At 71.4% G+C, this 17,458-nt stretch carries 15 protein-coding genes; 10 read left to right on the plus strand and 5 right to left on the minus strand.

Annotated elements, in window-relative coordinates:
- Nucleotides 1-82: 82 nt before the first annotated feature.
- The 9 genes from pyrH to AB852_RS29880 all read left to right on the plus strand — a co-directional run bounded on the left by pyrH (nucleotide 83) and on the right by AB852_RS29880 (nucleotide 10,696).
- Nucleotides 83-868 (plus strand): UMP kinase, encoded by a 786-nt coding sequence (gene pyrH / locus AB852_RS29840; protein ID WP_073793335.1) that lies wholly within the window; start codon nucleotides 83-85, stop codon nucleotides 866-868.
- Nucleotides 869-1,034: 166 nt separating this feature from the next.
- Nucleotides 1,035-1,592 carry a ribosome recycling factor gene (gene frr / locus AB852_RS29845; protein ID WP_073793336.1) on the plus strand — a complete coding sequence of 186 codons (558 nt, stop codon included), beginning with the start codon at nucleotides 1,035-1,037 and terminating at the stop codon, nucleotides 1,590-1,592.
- 332 nt (nucleotides 1,593-1,924) lie between these two features.
- On the plus strand, nucleotides 1,925-3,058 hold the full coding sequence (locus AB852_RS29850) for a phosphatidate cytidylyltransferase (RefSeq protein WP_073793425.1): 1,134 nt from the start codon (nucleotides 1,925-1,927) through the stop codon (nucleotides 3,056-3,058).
- 108 nt (nucleotides 3,059-3,166) lie between these two features.
- The gene (gene rlmN / locus AB852_RS29855; protein WP_073793337.1) at nucleotides 3,167-4,273 is read left to right on the plus strand and encodes a dual-specificity RNA methyltransferase RlmN; all 1,107 of its coding nucleotides are present in this window, start codon (nucleotides 3,167-3,169) and stop codon (nucleotides 4,271-4,273) included.
- Nucleotides 4,274-4,546: 273 nt separating this feature from the next.
- Nucleotides 4,547-5,638, plus strand: a complete 1,092-nt coding sequence (locus tag AB852_RS29860) for a thiamine ABC transporter substrate-binding protein (protein ID WP_073793338.1) — start codon at nucleotides 4,547-4,549, stop codon at nucleotides 5,636-5,638.
- Between the two features lie 137 nt (nucleotides 5,639-5,775).
- Nucleotides 5,776-7,386 carry an ABC transporter permease gene (locus AB852_RS29865; RefSeq protein ID WP_079185012.1) on the plus strand — a complete coding sequence of 537 codons (1,611 nt, stop codon included), beginning with the start codon at nucleotides 5,776-5,778 and terminating at the stop codon, nucleotides 7,384-7,386.
- On the plus strand, nucleotides 7,386-8,462 hold the full coding sequence (locus AB852_RS29870) for an ABC transporter ATP-binding protein (RefSeq protein WP_079185013.1): 1,077 nt from the start codon (nucleotides 7,386-7,388) through the stop codon (nucleotides 8,460-8,462). The genes AB852_RS29865 and AB852_RS29870 overlap by 1 nt, the downstream gene beginning before the upstream one ends.
- A gap of 79 nt (nucleotides 8,463-8,541) precedes the next feature.
- Entirely contained in the window at nucleotides 8,542-9,375 is an 834-nt protein-coding gene (locus AB852_RS29875; protein ID WP_073793340.1) for a maleylpyruvate isomerase family mycothiol-dependent enzyme, read from the plus strand.
- 157 nt (nucleotides 9,376-9,532) lie between these two features.
- Complete coding sequence (locus AB852_RS29880; protein ID WP_073793341.1) at nucleotides 9,533-10,696, plus strand: serine hydrolase domain-containing protein; 1,164 nt, start codon at nucleotides 9,533-9,535, stop codon at nucleotides 10,694-10,696.
- Nucleotides 10,697-11,067: 371 nt separating this feature from the next.
- On the opposite strand, the gene AB852_RS29885 is transcribed toward AB852_RS29880, so the two are convergent.
- Entirely contained in the window at nucleotides 11,068-11,739 is a 672-nt protein-coding gene (locus AB852_RS29885) for a DUF4097 family beta strand repeat-containing protein (RefSeq protein WP_073793342.1), read from the minus strand.
- 223 nt (nucleotides 11,740-11,962) lie between these two features.
- Between AB852_RS29885 and AB852_RS29890 the strand changes: the two genes are divergently transcribed.
- Nucleotides 11,963-12,688: a MarR family transcriptional regulator gene (locus AB852_RS29890; protein ID WP_073793343.1), complete on the plus strand. Its 726-nt coding sequence runs from the start codon at nucleotides 11,963-11,965 to the stop codon at nucleotides 12,686-12,688.
- A gap of 515 nt (nucleotides 12,689-13,203) precedes the next feature.
- Here the strand turns inward: AB852_RS29890 and AB852_RS29895 are convergent.
- From AB852_RS29895 to AB852_RS29910, 4 genes are all read right to left on the minus strand, one after another.
- Nucleotides 13,204-14,412: a hypothetical protein gene (locus tag AB852_RS29895; protein ID WP_073793344.1), complete on the minus strand. Its 1,209-nt coding sequence runs from the start codon at nucleotides 14,410-14,412 to the stop codon at nucleotides 13,204-13,206.
- A complete protein-coding gene (locus tag AB852_RS29900) occupies nucleotides 14,394-15,203 on the minus strand; it encodes an ABC transporter ATP-binding protein (RefSeq protein WP_073793427.1) in 810 nt (269 codons plus the stop codon). Before AB852_RS29900 ends, AB852_RS29895 begins: the two co-directional genes overlap by 19 nt.
- A 211-nt stretch (nucleotides 15,204-15,414) precedes the next feature.
- Entirely contained in the window at nucleotides 15,415-16,794 is a 1,380-nt protein-coding gene (locus AB852_RS29905; RefSeq protein ID WP_073793345.1) for an aspartate aminotransferase family protein, read from the minus strand.
- Nucleotides 16,779-17,291 carry an Lrp/AsnC family transcriptional regulator gene (locus tag AB852_RS29910; protein WP_073793346.1) on the minus strand — a complete coding sequence of 171 codons (513 nt, stop codon included), beginning with the start codon at nucleotides 17,289-17,291 and terminating at the stop codon, nucleotides 16,779-16,781. Before AB852_RS29910 ends, AB852_RS29905 begins: the two co-directional genes overlap by 16 nt.
- Nucleotides 17,292-17,458 lie beyond the last annotated feature (167 nt).

Here is a 17,458-nt window from a genome sequence, read left to right on the forward strand (position 1 = left end):
GGAGGCCATTGCCGCGCATGGGATGCCATCGACACCCCATCGGCAGTGGCCTTCTTCGTATGTGCACCACGAGGAGAACGCTATGACCACCAAGGCCGGTACCGGTGAGAAGGGCGCGAAGAGCGCGAAGAGCGATGACGGCACGGTCGCCGGGCGGTTTATGCTCAAGCTTTCCGGTGAGGCGTTCGCCGGCGGCGGGGGTCTCGGTGTCGACCCCGACGTGGTGCACAAGATCGCCCGGGAGATCGCGGCCGTCGTGCGTGACGGCTTCGAGATCGCCGTCGTCATCGGCGGCGGCAACTTCTTCCGGGGCGCCGAACTCCAGCAGCGCGGTATGGACCGGGCCCGTTCCGACTACATGGGCATGCTCGGCACCGTGATGAACTGCCTCGCCCTCCAGGACTTCCTGGAGAAGGAAGGCATCGACTCCCGGGTCCAGACCGCCATCACCATGGGCCAGGTCGCCGAGCCGTACATCCCGCTGCGGGCCGTACGGCACCTGGAGAAGGGCCGCGTCGTCATCTTCGGCGCCGGTATGGGCATGCCCTACTTCTCCACCGACACCACCGCTGCCCAGCGTGCCCTGGAGATCGACGCGCAGGCGCTGCTGATGGGCAAGAACGGTGTGGACGGGGTCTACGACTCCGACCCCAAGACCAACCCGGACGCGGTCAAGTTCGACTCCCTCGGCTACGGCGAGGTCATCACCCGTGACCTGAAGGTCGCCGACGCCACCGCGATCACCCTGTGCCGTGACAACAAGCTGGCCATCCTCGTCTTCGAGCTGCTCGTGGAGGGCAATATCGCCCGGGCGGTCCGGGGTGAGAAGATCGGCACGCTGGTGGGCGACCAGGGCGCCCGGGCCTGACCCGCCCGGCCATCACCCCGGTCGGCCCCGCCAGTCGGGTCCCCCGCCGGGGCCCCGACAGGGGATGGACAAAGCCCTGCCGGTCGTACACCGTGCAGGGGACAGACGCGACGCGGCCGGCACCCCCACCGGGGCCGGGCCTACTCAAGACACGCAGGAGCAACTGGTGATCGAAGAGACCCTCCTCGAAGCCGAGGAGAAGATGGAGAAGGCCGTCGTCGTCGCCAAGGAGGACTTCGCCGCGATCCGCACCGGCCGTGCGCACCCGGCGATGTTCAACAAGATCGTGGCGGACTACTACGGCGCGCTGACACCGATCAACCAGCTCGCCTCGTTCTCGGTGCCCGAGCCGCGCATGGCCATCGTGACCCCGTTCGACAAGAGCGCGCTGCGCAACATCGAGCAGGCGATCCGGGACTCCGACCTCGGCGTCAACCCGAGCAACGACGGCAACATCATCCGGGTGACGTTCCCCGAGCTCACCGAGGAGCGCCGCCGCGACTACATCAAGGTCGCCAAGAGCAAGGCCGAGGACTCCAAGGTCTCGATCCGCGCCGTGCGCCGCAAGGCCAAGGACTCCATCGACAAGCTCGTCAAGGACGGCGAGGTCGGCGAGGACGACGGCCGCCGCGGCGAGAAGGAGCTGGACGACACCACCACGAAGTACGTCGCCCAGGTGGACGAGCTGCTGAAGCACAAGGAAGCCGAGCTGCTCGAAGTCTGATGAACGACTCTTCCTGGGGAGCGCCCTCGCGGGCCGGATACGCCGGGCCGGGGCTCCCGACCGACCAGGGACCCGCCGACGGGTCCGGCCACGGGCCGACTCAGGACCGCGGTCCCGCCCCGGGTCACGGTGCTGCCTTCGGGCACACCGTCGCCCAGGGGTACCACCCTGCCCCGGGCCGCGCCGCTCATCCGCCGGCCCCGTCCGTCCACGACCCCGGCCAGGGCTTCGCTCCCGCCCCGCCCGGACCCGGCGTCCCGTATCCGGCCGTACCGGGCCAGGCACCGGCCGCCCCCGGGTACGGCGCGCCCGCGCAGCCGTACACCGGCGAACTGCGGGCCCCGCTCCCGGTCACCGTCCCCGGCACGCGTCCCGCCACTCCCGGGCCGCGTCACGAAGCGGCACCGGCCGCTCCTGCGTACGATGCGCTAGACCTCGTGCGTCCAGGAGAGACACAGCCCATGCCGATCGTGCCCGGTGTGCCCGCGAGCGGCGGGGAACCGGACGGCTGGGGAGCCGCTTCGCCGGGTGGCTCCCCGTATCAAGCCCCGGGCGGTCAGAGCCCGCGGCGGGCCACGCACCCCACGGCGCCGCAGATGCCACAGGAGCCCATGCCCATCGTCCCGGAACCGGCCCCCGTACCGCAGAAGAAGACCGCGGGACGTGATCTGGGCGCGGCCATAGGTGTCGGGGTGGGCCTCGGGGCGGTGATCGTCGCCTCGCTGTTCGTGCAGAAGGCGGTCTTCGTCGGTGTCGTCGCCGTCGCCGTCGTCTTCGGGCTGTGGGAACTGACGTCACGGCTCAAGGAGCGCAAGGGCATCAACGCCCCGCTCGTGCCGCTCGCCGTCGGTGGCGCCGCCATGGTCGTCGCCGGGTACGCGCGCGGGCCCGAGGGCGCGTGGGTGGCGACGGCGCTCACCGCGCTGGCCGTGCTCGTGTGGCGGATGACCGAACCGCCCGACGGCTATCTGAAGGACGTCACGGCGGGGGTCTTCGCCGCGTTCTACGTACCGTTCCTGGCGACGTTCGTGGCGCTGATGCTCACCGCGGACGACGGTGACTGGCGGGTCCTGACGTTCCTCGTGCTCACCGTGGTCAGCGACACCGGTGCCTACGCGGTCGGCTGGCGCTTCGGCAGGCACAAGCTCGCCCCGCGCATCAGCCCCGGCAAGACCCGGGAGGGCCTGTTCGGGGCGATCGGGTTCGCGATGGCCGCGGGCGCCCTGTGCATGGAGTTCCTCATCGACGGCGGCACCTGGTGGCAGGGGCTGCTGCTGGGCCTCGCGGTCGCCGTGAGTGCCACGCTCGGCGACCTCGGCGAGTCGATGATCAAGCGGGACCTCGGCATCAAGGACATGGGCACCCTGCTGCCGGGCCACGGCGGCATCATGGACCGGCTGGACTCGCTCCTGCCGACCGCCCCGGTGGTCTGGCTGCTGCTGGTGGTCTTCGTCGGACAAGGCTGACGGAACGGTTCGCACGCAGCACGTCTGACCTGCGGAAAGCTTGCTGAGGGGTCGGTTGTCCACAGGGCGGCCGACCCCTCACCGTTTCTCTGCGACACTGGATGCACCATGCCCAAGCCCGGAGAACTCACTTTCGTCACCCCGCGCGGAGCCAAGAAGCCCCCGCGGCACCTCGCCGACCTCTCGCCCGCCGAGCGCAAGGACGCCGTCGCCGCGATCGGCGAGAAGCCGTTCCGCGCCAAGCAGCTGTCGCAGCACTACTTCGCGCGGTACGCCCATGACCCCGCGCAGTGGACCGACATCCCCGCCGGAGCGCGCGACAAGCTCCAGGAGGCGCTCCTCCCGGACCTGATGTCGGTGGTGCGGCACATCAGCTGTGACGACGACACCACCCGTAAGACGCTGTGGCGCCTCTTCGACGGCACCCTCGTCGAGTCCGTCCTGATGCGCTACCCCGACCGGGTCACGATGTGCATCAGCTCCCAGGCCGGATGCGGGATGAACTGCCCGTTCTGCGCCACCGGCCAGGCCGGTCTCGACCGCAATCTGTCCACGGCGGAGATCGTGCACCAGATCGTGGACGGCGTCCGGGCCCTGCGGGACGGGGAGATCCCCGGTGGCCCCGCCCGGCTGTCGAACATCGTGTTCATGGGCATGGGAGAGCCGCTGGCCAACTACAACCGCGTCGTCGGGGCGATCCGCCGGCTCACCGACCCCGAGCCGGACGGCCTCGGGCTGTCGCAGCGCGGGATCACGGTGTCCACGGTCGGTCTCGTCCCCGCGATCCACCGGTTCGCCGACGAGGGCTTCACATGCCGTCTCGCGATCTCCCTGCACGCCCCCGACGACGAACTGCGCGACACGCTCGTCCCGGTCAACACCCGCTGGAACGTCCGCGAGGTGCTGGACGCGGGCTGGGAGTACGCGGAGAAGTCGGGCCGCCGGATCTCCATCGAGTACGCGCTGATCCGCGACATCAACGACCAGGCGTGGCGCGGTGACCGCCTCGGCCGGCTGCTCAAGGGGAAGCGGGTGCACGTCAACCTCATCCCGCTGAACCCGACACCGGGCTCGAAGTGGACGGCGTCCCGTCCCGAGGACGAGAAGGCGTTCGTGGAAGCCATCGCCGCGCACGGCGTGCCGGTCACCGTCCGCGACACCCGGGGCCAGGAGATCGACGGCGCCTGTGGACAGCTGGCGGCGTCCGAACGTTAGACCGGTACGCTTGGGCCGTACACCCGCATAGGGTCCGTACACCGACACACCCGTACACAGACAACTGCATTTTTCCGACAGGGGAGCGCCACAGCGCTGAGAGTGCGGCAGCCGGGTCACCGGTGGGCCGCAGACCCTCTGAACCTCGCCCGGGTCATTCCGGGTAGGAAGTTCGGTCACCACTCAAGCTGTTGCGCCCTGTCCGCGCACCCCGTCCGGGTGCGCGGACAGGGCCGCGTCTCTTCCTGGTCCGCCCCCAGGAGGAAGAACCACGTGAGCACCACCAAGAAGGTCACCGCAGCGGCCGTCGCGGCCGGACTCGGTATCGTCACGCTCTCCGCGTGCGCCGAGAGCTCCAGCGGCGACTCGCACGGCAGCGGTTCCAAGACGGTCACCCTCGTCAGCCACAGCTCCTTCGCCGCCTCCGAGAAGGTCCTGGAGGAGTTCGAGGCGGAGTCCGGGTACAAGCTGAAGGTCCTGGAGGACGGGGACGCGGGCGTCGCCGTCAACAAGGCCATCCTCACCAAGGGCAACCCGCAGGGCGACGTCTTCTTCGGCATCGACAACACCCTGCTGTCCCGCGGCCTCGACAACGACCTCTTCGAGGTCTACGAGGCGCACGGCGCCGACAGCGTCCTGCTGGCCAAGCGGCCCCTGCTCGACAAGAAGGACCGCGTCACCCTGGTCGACACCGGCGAGATCTGCGTCAACTACGACAAGAAGTACTTCGCCGACAAGGACATCACCCCGCCGGAGACCTTCGCCGACCTGGTGAAGCCCGAGTACAAGAACCTCCTCGTGGTCGAGAACCCCGCCACCTCCTCGCCCGGCCTCGGCTTCCTGATAGGCACCGTCGCCCAGGAGGGCAACGTGGAGTGGCCCGACTACTGGAAGAAGCTCAAGGACAACGGCGTCAAGGTCGTCGACGGCTGGGACCAGGCGTACAACGAGGAGTTCTCCGGCTCCGCGGGCGGCAAGAAGGCGGGCGGCGACCGTCCGCTCGTCGTGTCGTACGCGTCCTCGCCGCCCGTCGAGGCGATCTACTCCGACCCCAAGCCCGCCGAGGCGCCGACCGGGGTGGCCAAGGGCACCTGCTTCCAGCAGGCGGAGTACGCGGGCCTGCTCGCGGGCGCCAAGAACCCCGAGGGCGGCAAGGCGCTGCTGGACTTCCTCAGTGAGAAGGCCTTCCAGGAGGACATGCCGCTGAACATGTTCGTCGACCCGGTCCACAAGGACGTGAAGCCCCCGGCCGACTTCGCCAAGTACGCCGTGAAGGTCGACGCGCCGCTGACGATGGACCCGCAGCGCATCGCCGACAACCGCGACCAGTGGGTCAAGCAGTGGACCTCGCTCGTAGTGAAGTAGCCGACGACCGGCACGCCCCCGTCGAGGACGGCGGCGGCGGGGCCGGGGCCGAGCGCCCCGGGCCCCGTCGCGGCGTGCGCCCGGGCCCCGCCTCCCGGCGGGCCCGGCGCCGGGGGAGCGCCCTGCGGTTCGGGCTGATGGCCCTGCCCGTCGTGTTCTTCGCGGTGTTCTTCGCCTACCCCGTCACCGCGATCGTCGCGCGCGGGCTGCGGCCCGCCGGAGCCTGGGAACTCGGGCGTATCGGTGAGGTGCTGGCCCAGCCCGAGATCCGTGAGGTGCTCTGGTTCACCACCTGGCAGGCGCTCGCTTCGACCGCCCTCACCCTGCTGATCGCGCTGCCCGGCGCGTATGTCTTCGCCCGGTTCTCGTTCCCCGGCAAGCAGGTGCTGCGGGCCGTGGTGACCGTGCCGTTCGTGCTGCCCACGGTCGTCGCCGGATCGGCGTTCCTCGCACTCCTCGGCCGGGGCGGACTGCTGGACGAGACGGCGGGCGTCCGGCTCGACACCACCGTGTGGGCGATCCTGCTCGCCCACGTCTTCTTCAACTACGCCGTCGTGGTCCGTACCGTCGGCGGGCTGTGGGCGCAGCTCGACCCGCGGCAGGAGGAGGCCGCCCGGGTCCTCGGCGCGTCCCGGTTCACCGCCTGGCGGCGGGTCACCCTGCCCGCGCTGCGGCCCGCCGTCGCGGGGGCCACCCTGATGGTCTTCCTCTTCACCTTCACCTCCTTCGGTGTCGTCCAGATCCTCGGCGGACCCGCGTACTCCACGCTGGAGGTGGAGATCTACCGGCAGACCTCGCAGATCTTCGACCTCTCCGCCGCCGCGGTGCTCACCCTCGTACAGTTCGCGGCCGTCGTACTGATCCTGCTGGTCCACGCCTGGACGGTGCGGCGCAGGCAGGACGCCCTGCGGCTGGTCGACGCCGCGACCACCGCGCGCCGTCCGCGCGGCCCCGGGCAGTGGGCGCTGCTCGCCGGGGTCCTCGCGACGGTCGCCGCCCTGATCCTGCTGCCGCTCGCCGTCCTCGTCGCCCGCTCGTTCCAGGACGCCGACGGCGGCCTCACCCTCACCTACTACCGCGCTCTGACCTCCGCCGAGGGCGGCGCGTTCCTGGTGCCGCCGATCAACGCCATCGGCAACTCCCTGCTGTACGCGCTCGCCGCCACCGCCATCGCGCTGGTCGTCGGCGGACTCGCGGCGGCGGCCCTGACCCGGCGCGCCGGACGGCTGGTGCGCGGGTTCGACGCGCTGCTGATGCTGCCGCTCGGGGTGTCCGCGGTCACCGTCGGCTTCGGCTTCCTGATCACCCTCGACGAGCCGCCGCTGGATCTGCGGGCCTCCTGGTGGCTGGTGCCCCTCGCCCAGGCCCTCGTCGGGGTGCCGTTCGTGGTGCGGACGATGCTGCCGGTGCTGCGGTCGGTCGACGAACGGCTGCGGGAGGCCGCCGCCGTGCTGGGGGCGTCCCCGTGGCGTGCCTGGCGCGAGGTCGATCTGCCGCTGGTACGGCGGGCGCTGCTGATCGCGGCGGGGTTCGCGTTCGCGGTGTCGCTCGGGGAGTTCGGCGCGACGGTGTTCATCGCGCGGCCCGACGAGCCGACGCTGCCCGTCGCCGTCGCCCGGCTCCTCGGCCGCGCCGGGGAACTCAACTACGGCCAGGCCATGGCCCTGTCGACGCTGCTGATGGTGGTGTGCGCCGTGTCGCTGCTCGTCCTGGAACGGCTCCGGACCGACCAAGCGGGAGAATTCTGATGACCGACCGGACCGACCGCACCGACGGCGACCCGGCGGTGGCGAGTGAGGCGGCGTCCGCGCTGCGGCTCGCGGAGGCGACCGTCCGCTTCGGCGACCGGGCCGCGCTCGACTCCGTCACCCTGGATGTCGCCGAGCACGAGATCGTGTGCGTCCTCGGCCCCAGCGGCAGCGGCAAGTCGACCCTGCTGCGGGTGGTCGCGGGACTCCAGGAGCTGGACGCCGGACAGGTGCTGCTCGGGGGCCGCGACCAGTCGGGGGTGCCCGCGCACCGCCGGGGGGTGGGCCTGATGTTCCAGGACCATCAGCTCTTCGCACACCGCGATGTCGGCGGGAACGTCGCGTTCGGGCCGCGGGTGCGGGGGGCGGGGCGCGCCGAGCGGGACGCCCGGGTGGCGGAGCTGCTGTCCCTGGTGGGGCTGCCGGGTGCCGCACACCGGGCGGTGGCCTCGCTGTCCGGGGGTGAGCAGCAGCGGGTGGCGCTCGCCCGCGCGCTGGCGCCGAGTCCCCGGCTGCTGCTGCTGGACGAGCCCCTCGGGCAGCTCGACCGGACCCTGCGGGAGCGTCTGGTGGTGGAGCTGCGGGACCTGTTCACCGCGCTGGGCACCACGGTACTGGCGGTCACGCACGACCAGGGCGAGGCGTTCGCGCTGGCCGACAGGGTCGTCGTCATGCGGGACGGACGGGTCGCCCAGAGCGGGACACCGCTCGCCGTGTGGCAGCGCCCGGCGGACGAGTTCGTGGCCCGCTTCCTCGGCTTCGGGAACATCGTCCCCGCGACGGTGAGCGGCCCGTGGGCCGACACCCCCTGGGGCAAGGTGCCCGTACCGGAGGGGACGGCGGCGGGTCGGCGCCCGCTGCTGGTGCGGCCCGCCGGGGTCCGGCTGGTCGCCCCCGACGCGGGGCTGGCGTGCGTGGTCACGGCGCGGACCTTCCGGGGGACGCATGTCGCGGTACGCCTCCAGCCGGAGTCGGGGCCCGAGCTGGAGGCCGCGTGCGGACTGCGGGACGCGCCCGAGCAGGGCGGGCGGGTCGGTGTGACGTTCGAGGTGACGGAGACGGTCGTCCTCGGGTGAGCCGTACGGAATCCGCGCGACTCCCCGTCCTCGGGTAAACCGCTGGGTCCCGGGGGGACGGGTGCGTAGGGTGCCCCGCATGATCAGTTCGAGTGATGAGCAGAACCTGGATGTCCCCGCGACGGGGCTCGGATACGTCCGCCACCGCGAGGAGATCGTCCGGGAGATCGACCGGTTGCGGCTGGTGCTCGCCTCGGGCGCCGATCTGACGCGCCAGGTGCCGACCTGCCCCGACTGGACCCTCGACGACCTGGTGCGGCACACCGGCGGCGCCGTCCGCTGGGCCACACATCTGGTGCGGGAGCGGGCTCAGGAGAACATCCCCGAGGAGACGGTCCCCGGGGCCGCGGGACCCGCCGGGTCCACCGTCGAAGCCCTTGACGCCTGGCTGGCGCAGACCGCCGCCGAGTTGGCGGACGCCCTCGGGGGCGCCGGACCGGACACCCCCGTATGGACGTGGGGCTGGGAGCGGACGGCCGGGTTCTGGGCCCGCCGGATGACCCATGAACTGGTCGTGCACCGCGCGGACGCGACCCTCGCGGCGGGACTGCCGTTCGAGGTCCGCCCGGAGGTGGCGGCGGACGCGCTCGACGAGTGGCTGGAGATCGTCCACTTCATCCAGCGCAGCGAGCAGGCCGAACGGGCACCCGAACTGAGTGGCTCCGGCCGGAGCCTGCTGCTGCGGGCCACGGACGCGCCGGACGGCCTCGACGCCCACTGGCTCATCACCTTCGAGGACGACGGGTTCCGCTGGCGGCGGGGCAGCGGTTCCGCCACGGTCGAGCTGAGCGGACCGCTCACCGATGTGCTGCTCGCCTTCTACCGCCGCCGCCCGCTGGACGACGGCCGGGTCACGGTCACCGGCGACCGCGCCCTCCTGGACCTCTGGCTGGACGTCGCCACCTTCGGCTGACCCGCGCGACGGTCCCGTGTCCACGCGACCCGGCACCGGTCCGCCGCGACTGGCGTGGATACGCCAGCGGCGATCAGTTCGGGCCGGGCTTCGAGTCCTTACGGTGAGATGGGGGCCGAGCCGCGGACCCCGACCGACGAGTGAGAGGACCGCGCGTATGCCGGAGTCCACGTCCCCACTGAGCGCGTTGCTGGAAGCCCGGGTGGCCGAGGGCTCGGTGCCGGGAGCCGTCGCCCTGGTGGCACGCGGCGGCCGGACCGAGATCGCGGTGGCCGGTACGGCCGACACCGAGGGCACCGCCCCGATGGCGCGGGACAGCCTCTTCCGGATCGCCTCGCTCAGCAAGCTGGTCACCGCCGCCGCGGTCATGACCCTGATCGAGGACGGGAAGCTGGCGCCCGACGACCCGGTCGGCACCTGGCTGCCGGAACTGGCCTCCCCGGCCGTCGTCCGGGACCAGCGCGGTCCGCTGGAGGACGTGGTGCCGGCCGAACGGCCGATCACCGTCGAGGACCTGCTGAGCTCGCGGGCCGGATGGGGCTTCCCGTCGGACTTCACCCTGCCCGCGGTCACCCCGCTGATCACCGAGCTGTACCAGGGCCTGCCCCACCCCGACATGGTGCTGACGCCCGACGAATGGCCGGCCCGGCTCGCCCGCATCCCCCTGCTCGCCCAGCCCGGGACGACCTGGCTGTACCACACCAGCTCCGACATCCAGGGCGTCCTCGTGGCCCGGGCCGCCGGTTGTCCGCTCCCCGAATACCTGGCGGAGCGGCTGTTCGAACCGCTCGGGATGACCGACACCGCGTTCCATGTACCGCCCGCGAAGCTCGACCGGTTCACCAGCTTCTACGAACCCGCCGAAGCCGGTGGGCTCGTACTGAAGGACGCGCGGGACGGGCTGTGGAGCCGTCCACCCGCCTTCCCGTCCGGAGCGGGCGGACTGGTCTCCACCCTCGACGACTGGTGGGCCTTCTGCCGGATGCTGCTCGCGGGAGGGGTCGCGGACGACGGCCTCCGGGTGCTGGACCCCGTCTCGGTACGCACGATGCGCACGGACCACCTCACCGCCGCGCAGCGCTCGGAGGGCGCCCTCTTCCTGGAGGGCCAGGGCTGGGGGTACGGCGGCACCGTGGACGTCCTCGCGGTCGAACCGTGGAACGTCCCCGGGCGGTACGGCTGGTCCGGCGGTACCGGGACGACCGCGCATGTCGTGCCCGCGACGGGGGCGGTCGGGATCCTGCTCACCCAGGTCGCGATGACCGGACCGCGTCCTCCGGCGGTCATGCGGGACTTCTGGGAGTACGCGGGCCGCGTGTGACCTGGCCGGTCCTGGCTGGTGGGTCGCCTTTGTTTCCTGTGCGGGCGTACTTGTTCCTGTGCCGTCGCTCGGTGGGTTTGCGCAGTTCCCCGCGCCCCTGGATGCTGCCCCTTCGGGTCGCTCTTCGGGTGCGGGGCGGTTCTCGTCTTTGCGCAGTTCCCCGCGCCCCTTTGGGGCGCGTTCTGTTTGTTCTTCGGGTCGGTGCCGGTCGGGATTCTCCGTCCTCGCTCCAACGCGCTCGGTACGACATGTCCTTGCCGTACCGGTGGCGTCGGAGTCTGCGGGCAGAGATTCCCGCCCACCCCCTCCCGTAGCCGGGCGACCGCGCCGGGAGGGTGGTTCCCGACCGAACCGCCGCGGAGGCGCTCCTCTTACAGGCTCCGGGCGCTGATGTCGCCGTAGGCGGTGGTCGCGTGGATGGTCAGGGCGGCGTCGGCACCGTCGGTGTTCCTCAGCGCGTTGTCGATCCGGCCGTAGGAGGTGTCGGCGTTCAGCGACGCGGAGACCCCGCGTGCGGCGCCGACCGAGATCTCGCCGGACTCGGTGCGCAGCGTGACCGCGCCGCGCACGGCCTCGGTGATACGGAGGTCGCCCTTCTGGGTGCTGATCTCCGCGGAGCCGCCCAGACGGCCGACCGAGACATCGCCGGACTGGAGGCTCAGCCGGGCGCTCGCGGCCTCGTCGAGCTTGACCGAGCCCTGCGCGCCCTCGAAGGAGACGTCGCCGAGCCGTCCGACGCCCCGGAACTCGACGAGGGCCGCCTTTCCCTCGACGCGGGAGCCGGCGGGAAGCTGGACGGTCACCTCGACGGACCCGGAAGAGCCGAGGATCTGGTTCTTCGCCTCCGGGGCCTTGATCCGCAGGACACCGTCGTCGTACGCGACCTCGGTCTGCTCCGCCGCCTGCACGTCGCGGCTCTTGGCGGCGTTCGCGGGGAGGACCTCGACCGTGGTGTCGGACCGGTCGGCGGCGATGAAGCGGACGCGGCCGGCGGGGATGGTGAGGACGGCGGTCACGGGGGCGGGGGTGTCGAACTTCTGCATGATGTCTTCCTTCGGCTCGTTGTTTCCGATGAGGGAAAAGCTACGTTGCCTTTCCGGAAGCGGCAAGTGACTCGTTGCGTAGAAGTGTTGTTCATGCAGGTGAGAGTGGTGTTTTCGTTGCAATGATTTGGAATCTAATGCAATGAATCTCTCTCGGGTCGTTGCAATGGATTGCGGGTGAACGCTACCCTGGAGGCATCGACAGACCACGAAGGGGATCGCGATGCCTGGAGGCAGACTTACTCAGCAGGAACGTCAGCAGATCGCGCTGGGGCTGGCCGACGGGCTCGCCTACGCGGAGATCGCCAGGCGTCTCGGCCGTCCGACCTCGACGATCACGCGTGAGGTGATGCGCAACGGCGGCCCCGGCGCCTACCGTGCCGAACTCGCCCACCGCGCCACCGAACACCGCGCCCATCGCCGCAGGAAGGCCGCGCCCGGGGATCCCGGCACGTCGCCGCAGGCCCACGGGCGCGATGCCGAAGCCGTCCGCGCGTACGAGGAGACGTTCACGACCGTCTTCATGCAATCGGGCCTGCCCAAGATGACGGCGCGGGTGCTGGTCAACCTCTACACCACGGACGCCGGCAGCCTCACCGCCGCCGAACTCGCCGCGGGCCTGCGGATCAGCCCGGCGTCCGTCTCCAAAGCGGTCACGTTCCTCGAAAGCCAGGGCCTCATCCGCCGGGAACGTGACGAGCGCCGCCGCGAGCGCTACATCGTCGACAACGACGTCATGTACCAGTCCACGATGGCCGGCGCCCGATCGACCGCCCACCTCGGCGAGGTCGCCCGGCAGGGCGTCGGCGTCCTCGGCCCCGACACCCCGGCCGCCGCCCGCCTGGAGAACATCGCCCGCTTCGTCGACTTCGTCGCCGAGAGCATCGCCCGCGCCGCGGACCAGGCCCGCGAGATCCTCCACACCAAACCGGACAACACGACTCCCTGAGCCCCGTCGGATCAAGCCACCCGCAGCAGAACGGCTAACGCGGCTAACACAAGGGACGCCCCATCAGCCGAACAACTGCGCAGGGGGCGCCCCATCAGGGGCGCGGGGAACTGCGCAGAACCCACGGAGCGACGGCACAGCAACAATTGCGCCCAGGTGTGGGACCCCAGGGGCGCGGGGAACTGCGCACCCACGGAGCGACGGCGCAGCAACACTTACGTCCAGGTGTGGGACCCCAGGGGCGCGGGGAACTGCGCACCCACGGAGCGACGACGCAGCAACACTTACGTCCAGGTGTGGGACCCCAGGGGCGCGGGGAACTGCGCACCCACCGAGCGACGGCGCAGGAACGAAGTACGCCCACCCGGGCAGACCTCGGAAGCGCAAGCGAAGGCGACCCGCGGGGAACTGCGCACCCACCGAGCGACGGCACAGGAACGAAGTACGCCCACCCGGGCAGACCTCAGAAGCGCAAGCGAAGGCGACGGGCACTGGCGAACCTCCCCGGACGGGGATCAGCGGCCCAACGGCGCGGCGGCCAGCTCCGCGATCCCCCACGTCAGCGGAGCGAACAGCGCGCACAGGGCCGCGGCCCGCAACGCGACCGCGGCCCGCAGCACGACCGCGGGCGCGCCCAGCCGCAGCAGCGCCGCCGTGGTCTGCGACCGGGCGTGCTTCGCCTCGACCGCCGCGAGGACGAGCGCGGCGAGCGCGCACCCCACCACGAGCACCGCGCCGAGCGCGCTCAGCGGCCCGGTGTCGGGCTCGGAGCCCGTGTAAAGCGCCGCGGCGGCGAACGCGCCCGACACCACCGCGCACACCACCCCGAGGGGACGGCCGATGCGCCGGGCCTCCTGCTGGAGGACCCGGCCCGCCAGCAGCCGTACCGCCCCCGGCCGTACGGCCTGAAGGGCGCGGCCGCAGCCGTGGACCAGGGCGGGACCCGCCAGCGCGAGCCCGACCGCCGTGCAGGCCCATCCCACGAGGACGCCCAGCGGGCCGCTCGCCAGTCCGCCCGGCAGCCGTAGCCCGAGCGCGGCGTCCGACCGGCTCGCGTACGACTCCACGGCGAGGCCCGCCGCGAGCAGCGCCACGCCCCAGGGCAGCCCGGTGGGTGTCGCCGAGGGCAGCAGGGGCCGGTCGGGGTCGGTGTCGTCGCCCGGGTCACGGGTCGCGGCGCGGCTCCCGGGCCGGCCGGTGGCGGCGGGACGCCCGGGGCGTGGGCGCAGCAGGAGGGCGGCCGTGACGGACGCGGTCACGGGTACGAGGGTGAGCAGGGTGAGGGTGGCGGCGAACGGCAGGTCCTGGTCGGCGGCGAGCAGCGCGCCGGCCGCCCCGCCGAGGGGCAGTGCGCCGAGGTCACCGCGCAGATGGAGGAAGACGGTCAGCGCGATCAGTGAGCCGAGGGCGCAGGCGGCGGCCGTGGACACCGCGGCGAGGACGGAGCGGCGGCCGGGGCCGAGGCCCACCGCGGAGAGTCCGGGCCGGGGCCGGGTCGCCGGATCGGTGCGGGCGACGGCCACCGCGAGGTACACGGTGGCGGCGAGCGGGGCGGCGCACCAGGCGAGCCGCAGGGAGGAGCCGAACGCGGCCCCGGGGTGCCCGAGGGCGTAGCCGAAGGTGCACAGCAGCAGGAATCCGGTGCCCGCGGACGCGACCGTGACCAGGAGCCTGCGGGCCTGGACGGAGGGGCGGGCGCCGCGCGCTAGACGGAGAGCGAGCACGCGGCCCGGCCTTCCGTGCCGTGGTCCGGGTCGCCGCCCGTGCCGTGGTCCGTACCCGGGTCCGGGTCGTCGTCCGGCACCTGGGCCGTCCCTCCGCCGGGGAGGTGGACGGTGGTGACGAGGCGGCCGTCGAGCAGGGACACCGTACGGTCCGCGAGGGCGGTGGTGTCCGGGTCGTGGGTGGCGAGCACCACGGCGATGCCGTGCGAGCGGGCCGCGGTGGTCAGGGTCCGCAGGACATGGGCGCGGTCGGCGAGGTGCAGCGGGGCGGTGGGTTCGTCGGCGAACAGCACCGCCGGGGTCCCGACCAGGGCCCGTGCGAACGCGATCCGCTGGCGCTGGGCCTGGAGCAGGGCGTGCGGCCGTTTGCGGGCGAGGGCGGCGATGTCGAGGCGGGCCAGCCATTCCAGCGCGGCGGCCTTCGCCTCGCGGCGGGGCGCCCCGGCGAGCATCAGCGGCAGGGCGACGTTCTCCCAGGCGCTGAGTTCGGGGACCAGACCGGGCCGTGGTTCGATCCAGCCGAACCGGTCGCGGCGCAGCCGTTCCCGGGCGAGGGCGCTCATGGAGTGCACGGGGGTGCTGTCGAACCACACCTCGCCGCCGGGCTCGGGCAGCAGCTGCCCGGACAGCAGCCGCAGCAGGGTGGACTTGCCGCTGCCGCGCGGGCCGCTGACGGCGAGGATCTCGCCCTCGCGCACACCGAGGGAGACACCCGTGAGTCCGGGCGAGCCGTGGTGCGAGAAGTGCAGGGCCCGTGCCCACAGCACATCGTTGTCCGGCGGGGCCGTCATGGTGAACACCTCGGTTCAGTTCAGTTCCGCTTCCCCCGTACGGGGGAACGAAGCCTGGGCCGATCGGTCACTGGGCACCGTAGGCAGGAGCGCTCGGACTCCCGGGAAAGCACACGGCCCGGACGCCCCCTTCTCACTCGGAAGGGTGCGTCCGGGCCGTGGACGTACAGCTGGAGGGACTAAGGGAGCGTCCCGTTCGGCAGGCCGCCGGTCAGAGCAGGGTCCATGCCTCCTGGAGGACTCCGCGGACGATCTGCTCGATCTCGTCGAACGTCGACTGGTCGGCGGTCAGCGGCGGGGAGAGCTGGATGACCGGGTCGCCGCGGTCGTCGGCGCGGCAGTACAGACCGTTCTCGAACAGCTTCTTCGAGACATGGCCGTACAGGATGCGCTCGGACTCCTCGTCGTTGAAGGACTCCTTGGTGTGCTTGTCCTTCACCAGCTCGATGCCGTAGAAGTAGCCGCTGCCGCGGACGTCTCCGACGATCGGCAGGTCGTGGAGCTTCTGGAGCGTGCTGAGGAACGCGCTCTCGTTGTCCAGGACGTGCTGGTTGAGGTTCTCGCGCTCGAACAGGTCGAGGTTGGCGAGGGCCACGGCGGCGGAGACCGGGTGGCCGCCGAAGGTGTAGCCGTGCAGGAAGGTGTTGTCGCCCTTGTAGAACGGCTCGGCGAGCCGGTCCGAGACGATGCAGGCGCCGATCGGGGAGTAGCCCGAGGTCATGCCCTTGGCGCAGGTGATCATGTCCGGTACGTAGCCGAACTTCTCGCAGCCGAACATCGTGCCGAGGCGGCCGAAGGCACAGATGACCTCGTCGGAGACGAGCAGTACGTCGTACTGGTCGCAGATCTCGCGGACCCGCTGGAAGTAGCCGGGCGGCGGCGGGAAGCAGCCGCCGGCGTTCTGGACGGGCTCCAGGAACACCGCGGCGACGGTGTCGGGGCCCTCGAACAGGATCTGCTGCTCGATCTGGTCGGCGGCCCAGCGGCCGAACGTCTCCGGGTCGTCGCCGAAGAGGGGCGCCCGGTAGATGTTGGTGTTGGGGACCTTGTGCGCGCCCGGTACCAGCGGCTCGAACGGGGCCTTCAGGGCGGGCAGGCCGGTGATGGACAGGGCGCCCTGCGGGGTGCCGTGATAGGCGACCGCGCGGGAGATCACCTTGTACTTGGTGGGCTTGCCCTGGAGCTTGAAGTACTGCTTGGCGAGCTTCCAGGCGGTCTCGACCGCCTCGCCGCCGCCGGTGGTGAAGAAGACCTTGTTGAGGTCGCCCGGCGCGTGGTGCGCGATGCGCTCCGCCAGCTCGATCGCCTTGGGGTGGGCGTAGGACCACACGGGGAAGAAGGCCAGTTCCTGTGCCTGCTTGAAGGCGGTCTCCGCCAGCTCCGTGCGGCCGTGCCCGGCCTGGACGACGAACAGACCCGCGAGACCGTCCAGGTAGCGCTTGCCCTTGTCGTCGAAGATGTAGGTGCCCTCGCCCCGCACGATGGTGGGGACGGGCGCGTTCTCGTACGACGACATGCGCGTGAAGTGCATCCAGAGGTGGTCGTACGCGGTTCTGCTGAGGTCCTTGCTCACGGCTATCGGGTTCCCCACATATAGGTCTGCTTCTTGAGCTTCAGATAGACGAAGCTCTCGGTGGAGCGCACCCCGGACAGGGCCCGGATGCGTTTGTTGATCACTTCGAGGAGGTGGTCGTCGTCCTCGCAGACGACTTCCACCAGGAGGTCGAACGAGCCCGCGGTCATCACCACGTACTCGACCTCCGGCATCGCGGTCAGGGCGTCGGCCACCGGGTCCAGATCGCCCTCGACGTTGATCCCGACCATCGCCTGCCTGCGGAAACCCACGGTGAGCGGGTCCGTGACGGCGACGATCTGCATCACGCCCTGGTCGAGCAGCTTCTGGACGCGCTGGCGTACGGCGGCTTCCGACAGGCCGACCGCCTTGCCTATCGCCGCGTACGGCCTGCGGCCGTCCTGCTGAAGCTGTTCGATGATGGCGAGGGAGACGGCGTCAAGCTGGGGAGAGCCGTTCCCGTTCCGGGAGTCCCTGGGGTCTGCGCTACGACTGGCCACGACCTCACTGTGCACGACGTCTCGGCGCTTTCGCAAGACCAAAGCGATGTAATTCGTTGTCGAAGGCTTCTTTCTGCACGGATTTCGTAGTCATCCATGCCTAGCTATGTTGAAAGCGTCAGTCCATGGCTAGCATCGGCTCTCGGTGGGTGTCTCACCCACCGAGACACCCACCCCAGCTG

The sequence above is a fragment of the Streptomyces uncialis genome, assembly GCF_001905345.1.
Taxonomy (GTDB): domain Bacteria; phylum Actinomycetota; class Actinomycetes; order Streptomycetales; family Streptomycetaceae; genus Streptomyces; species Streptomyces uncialis.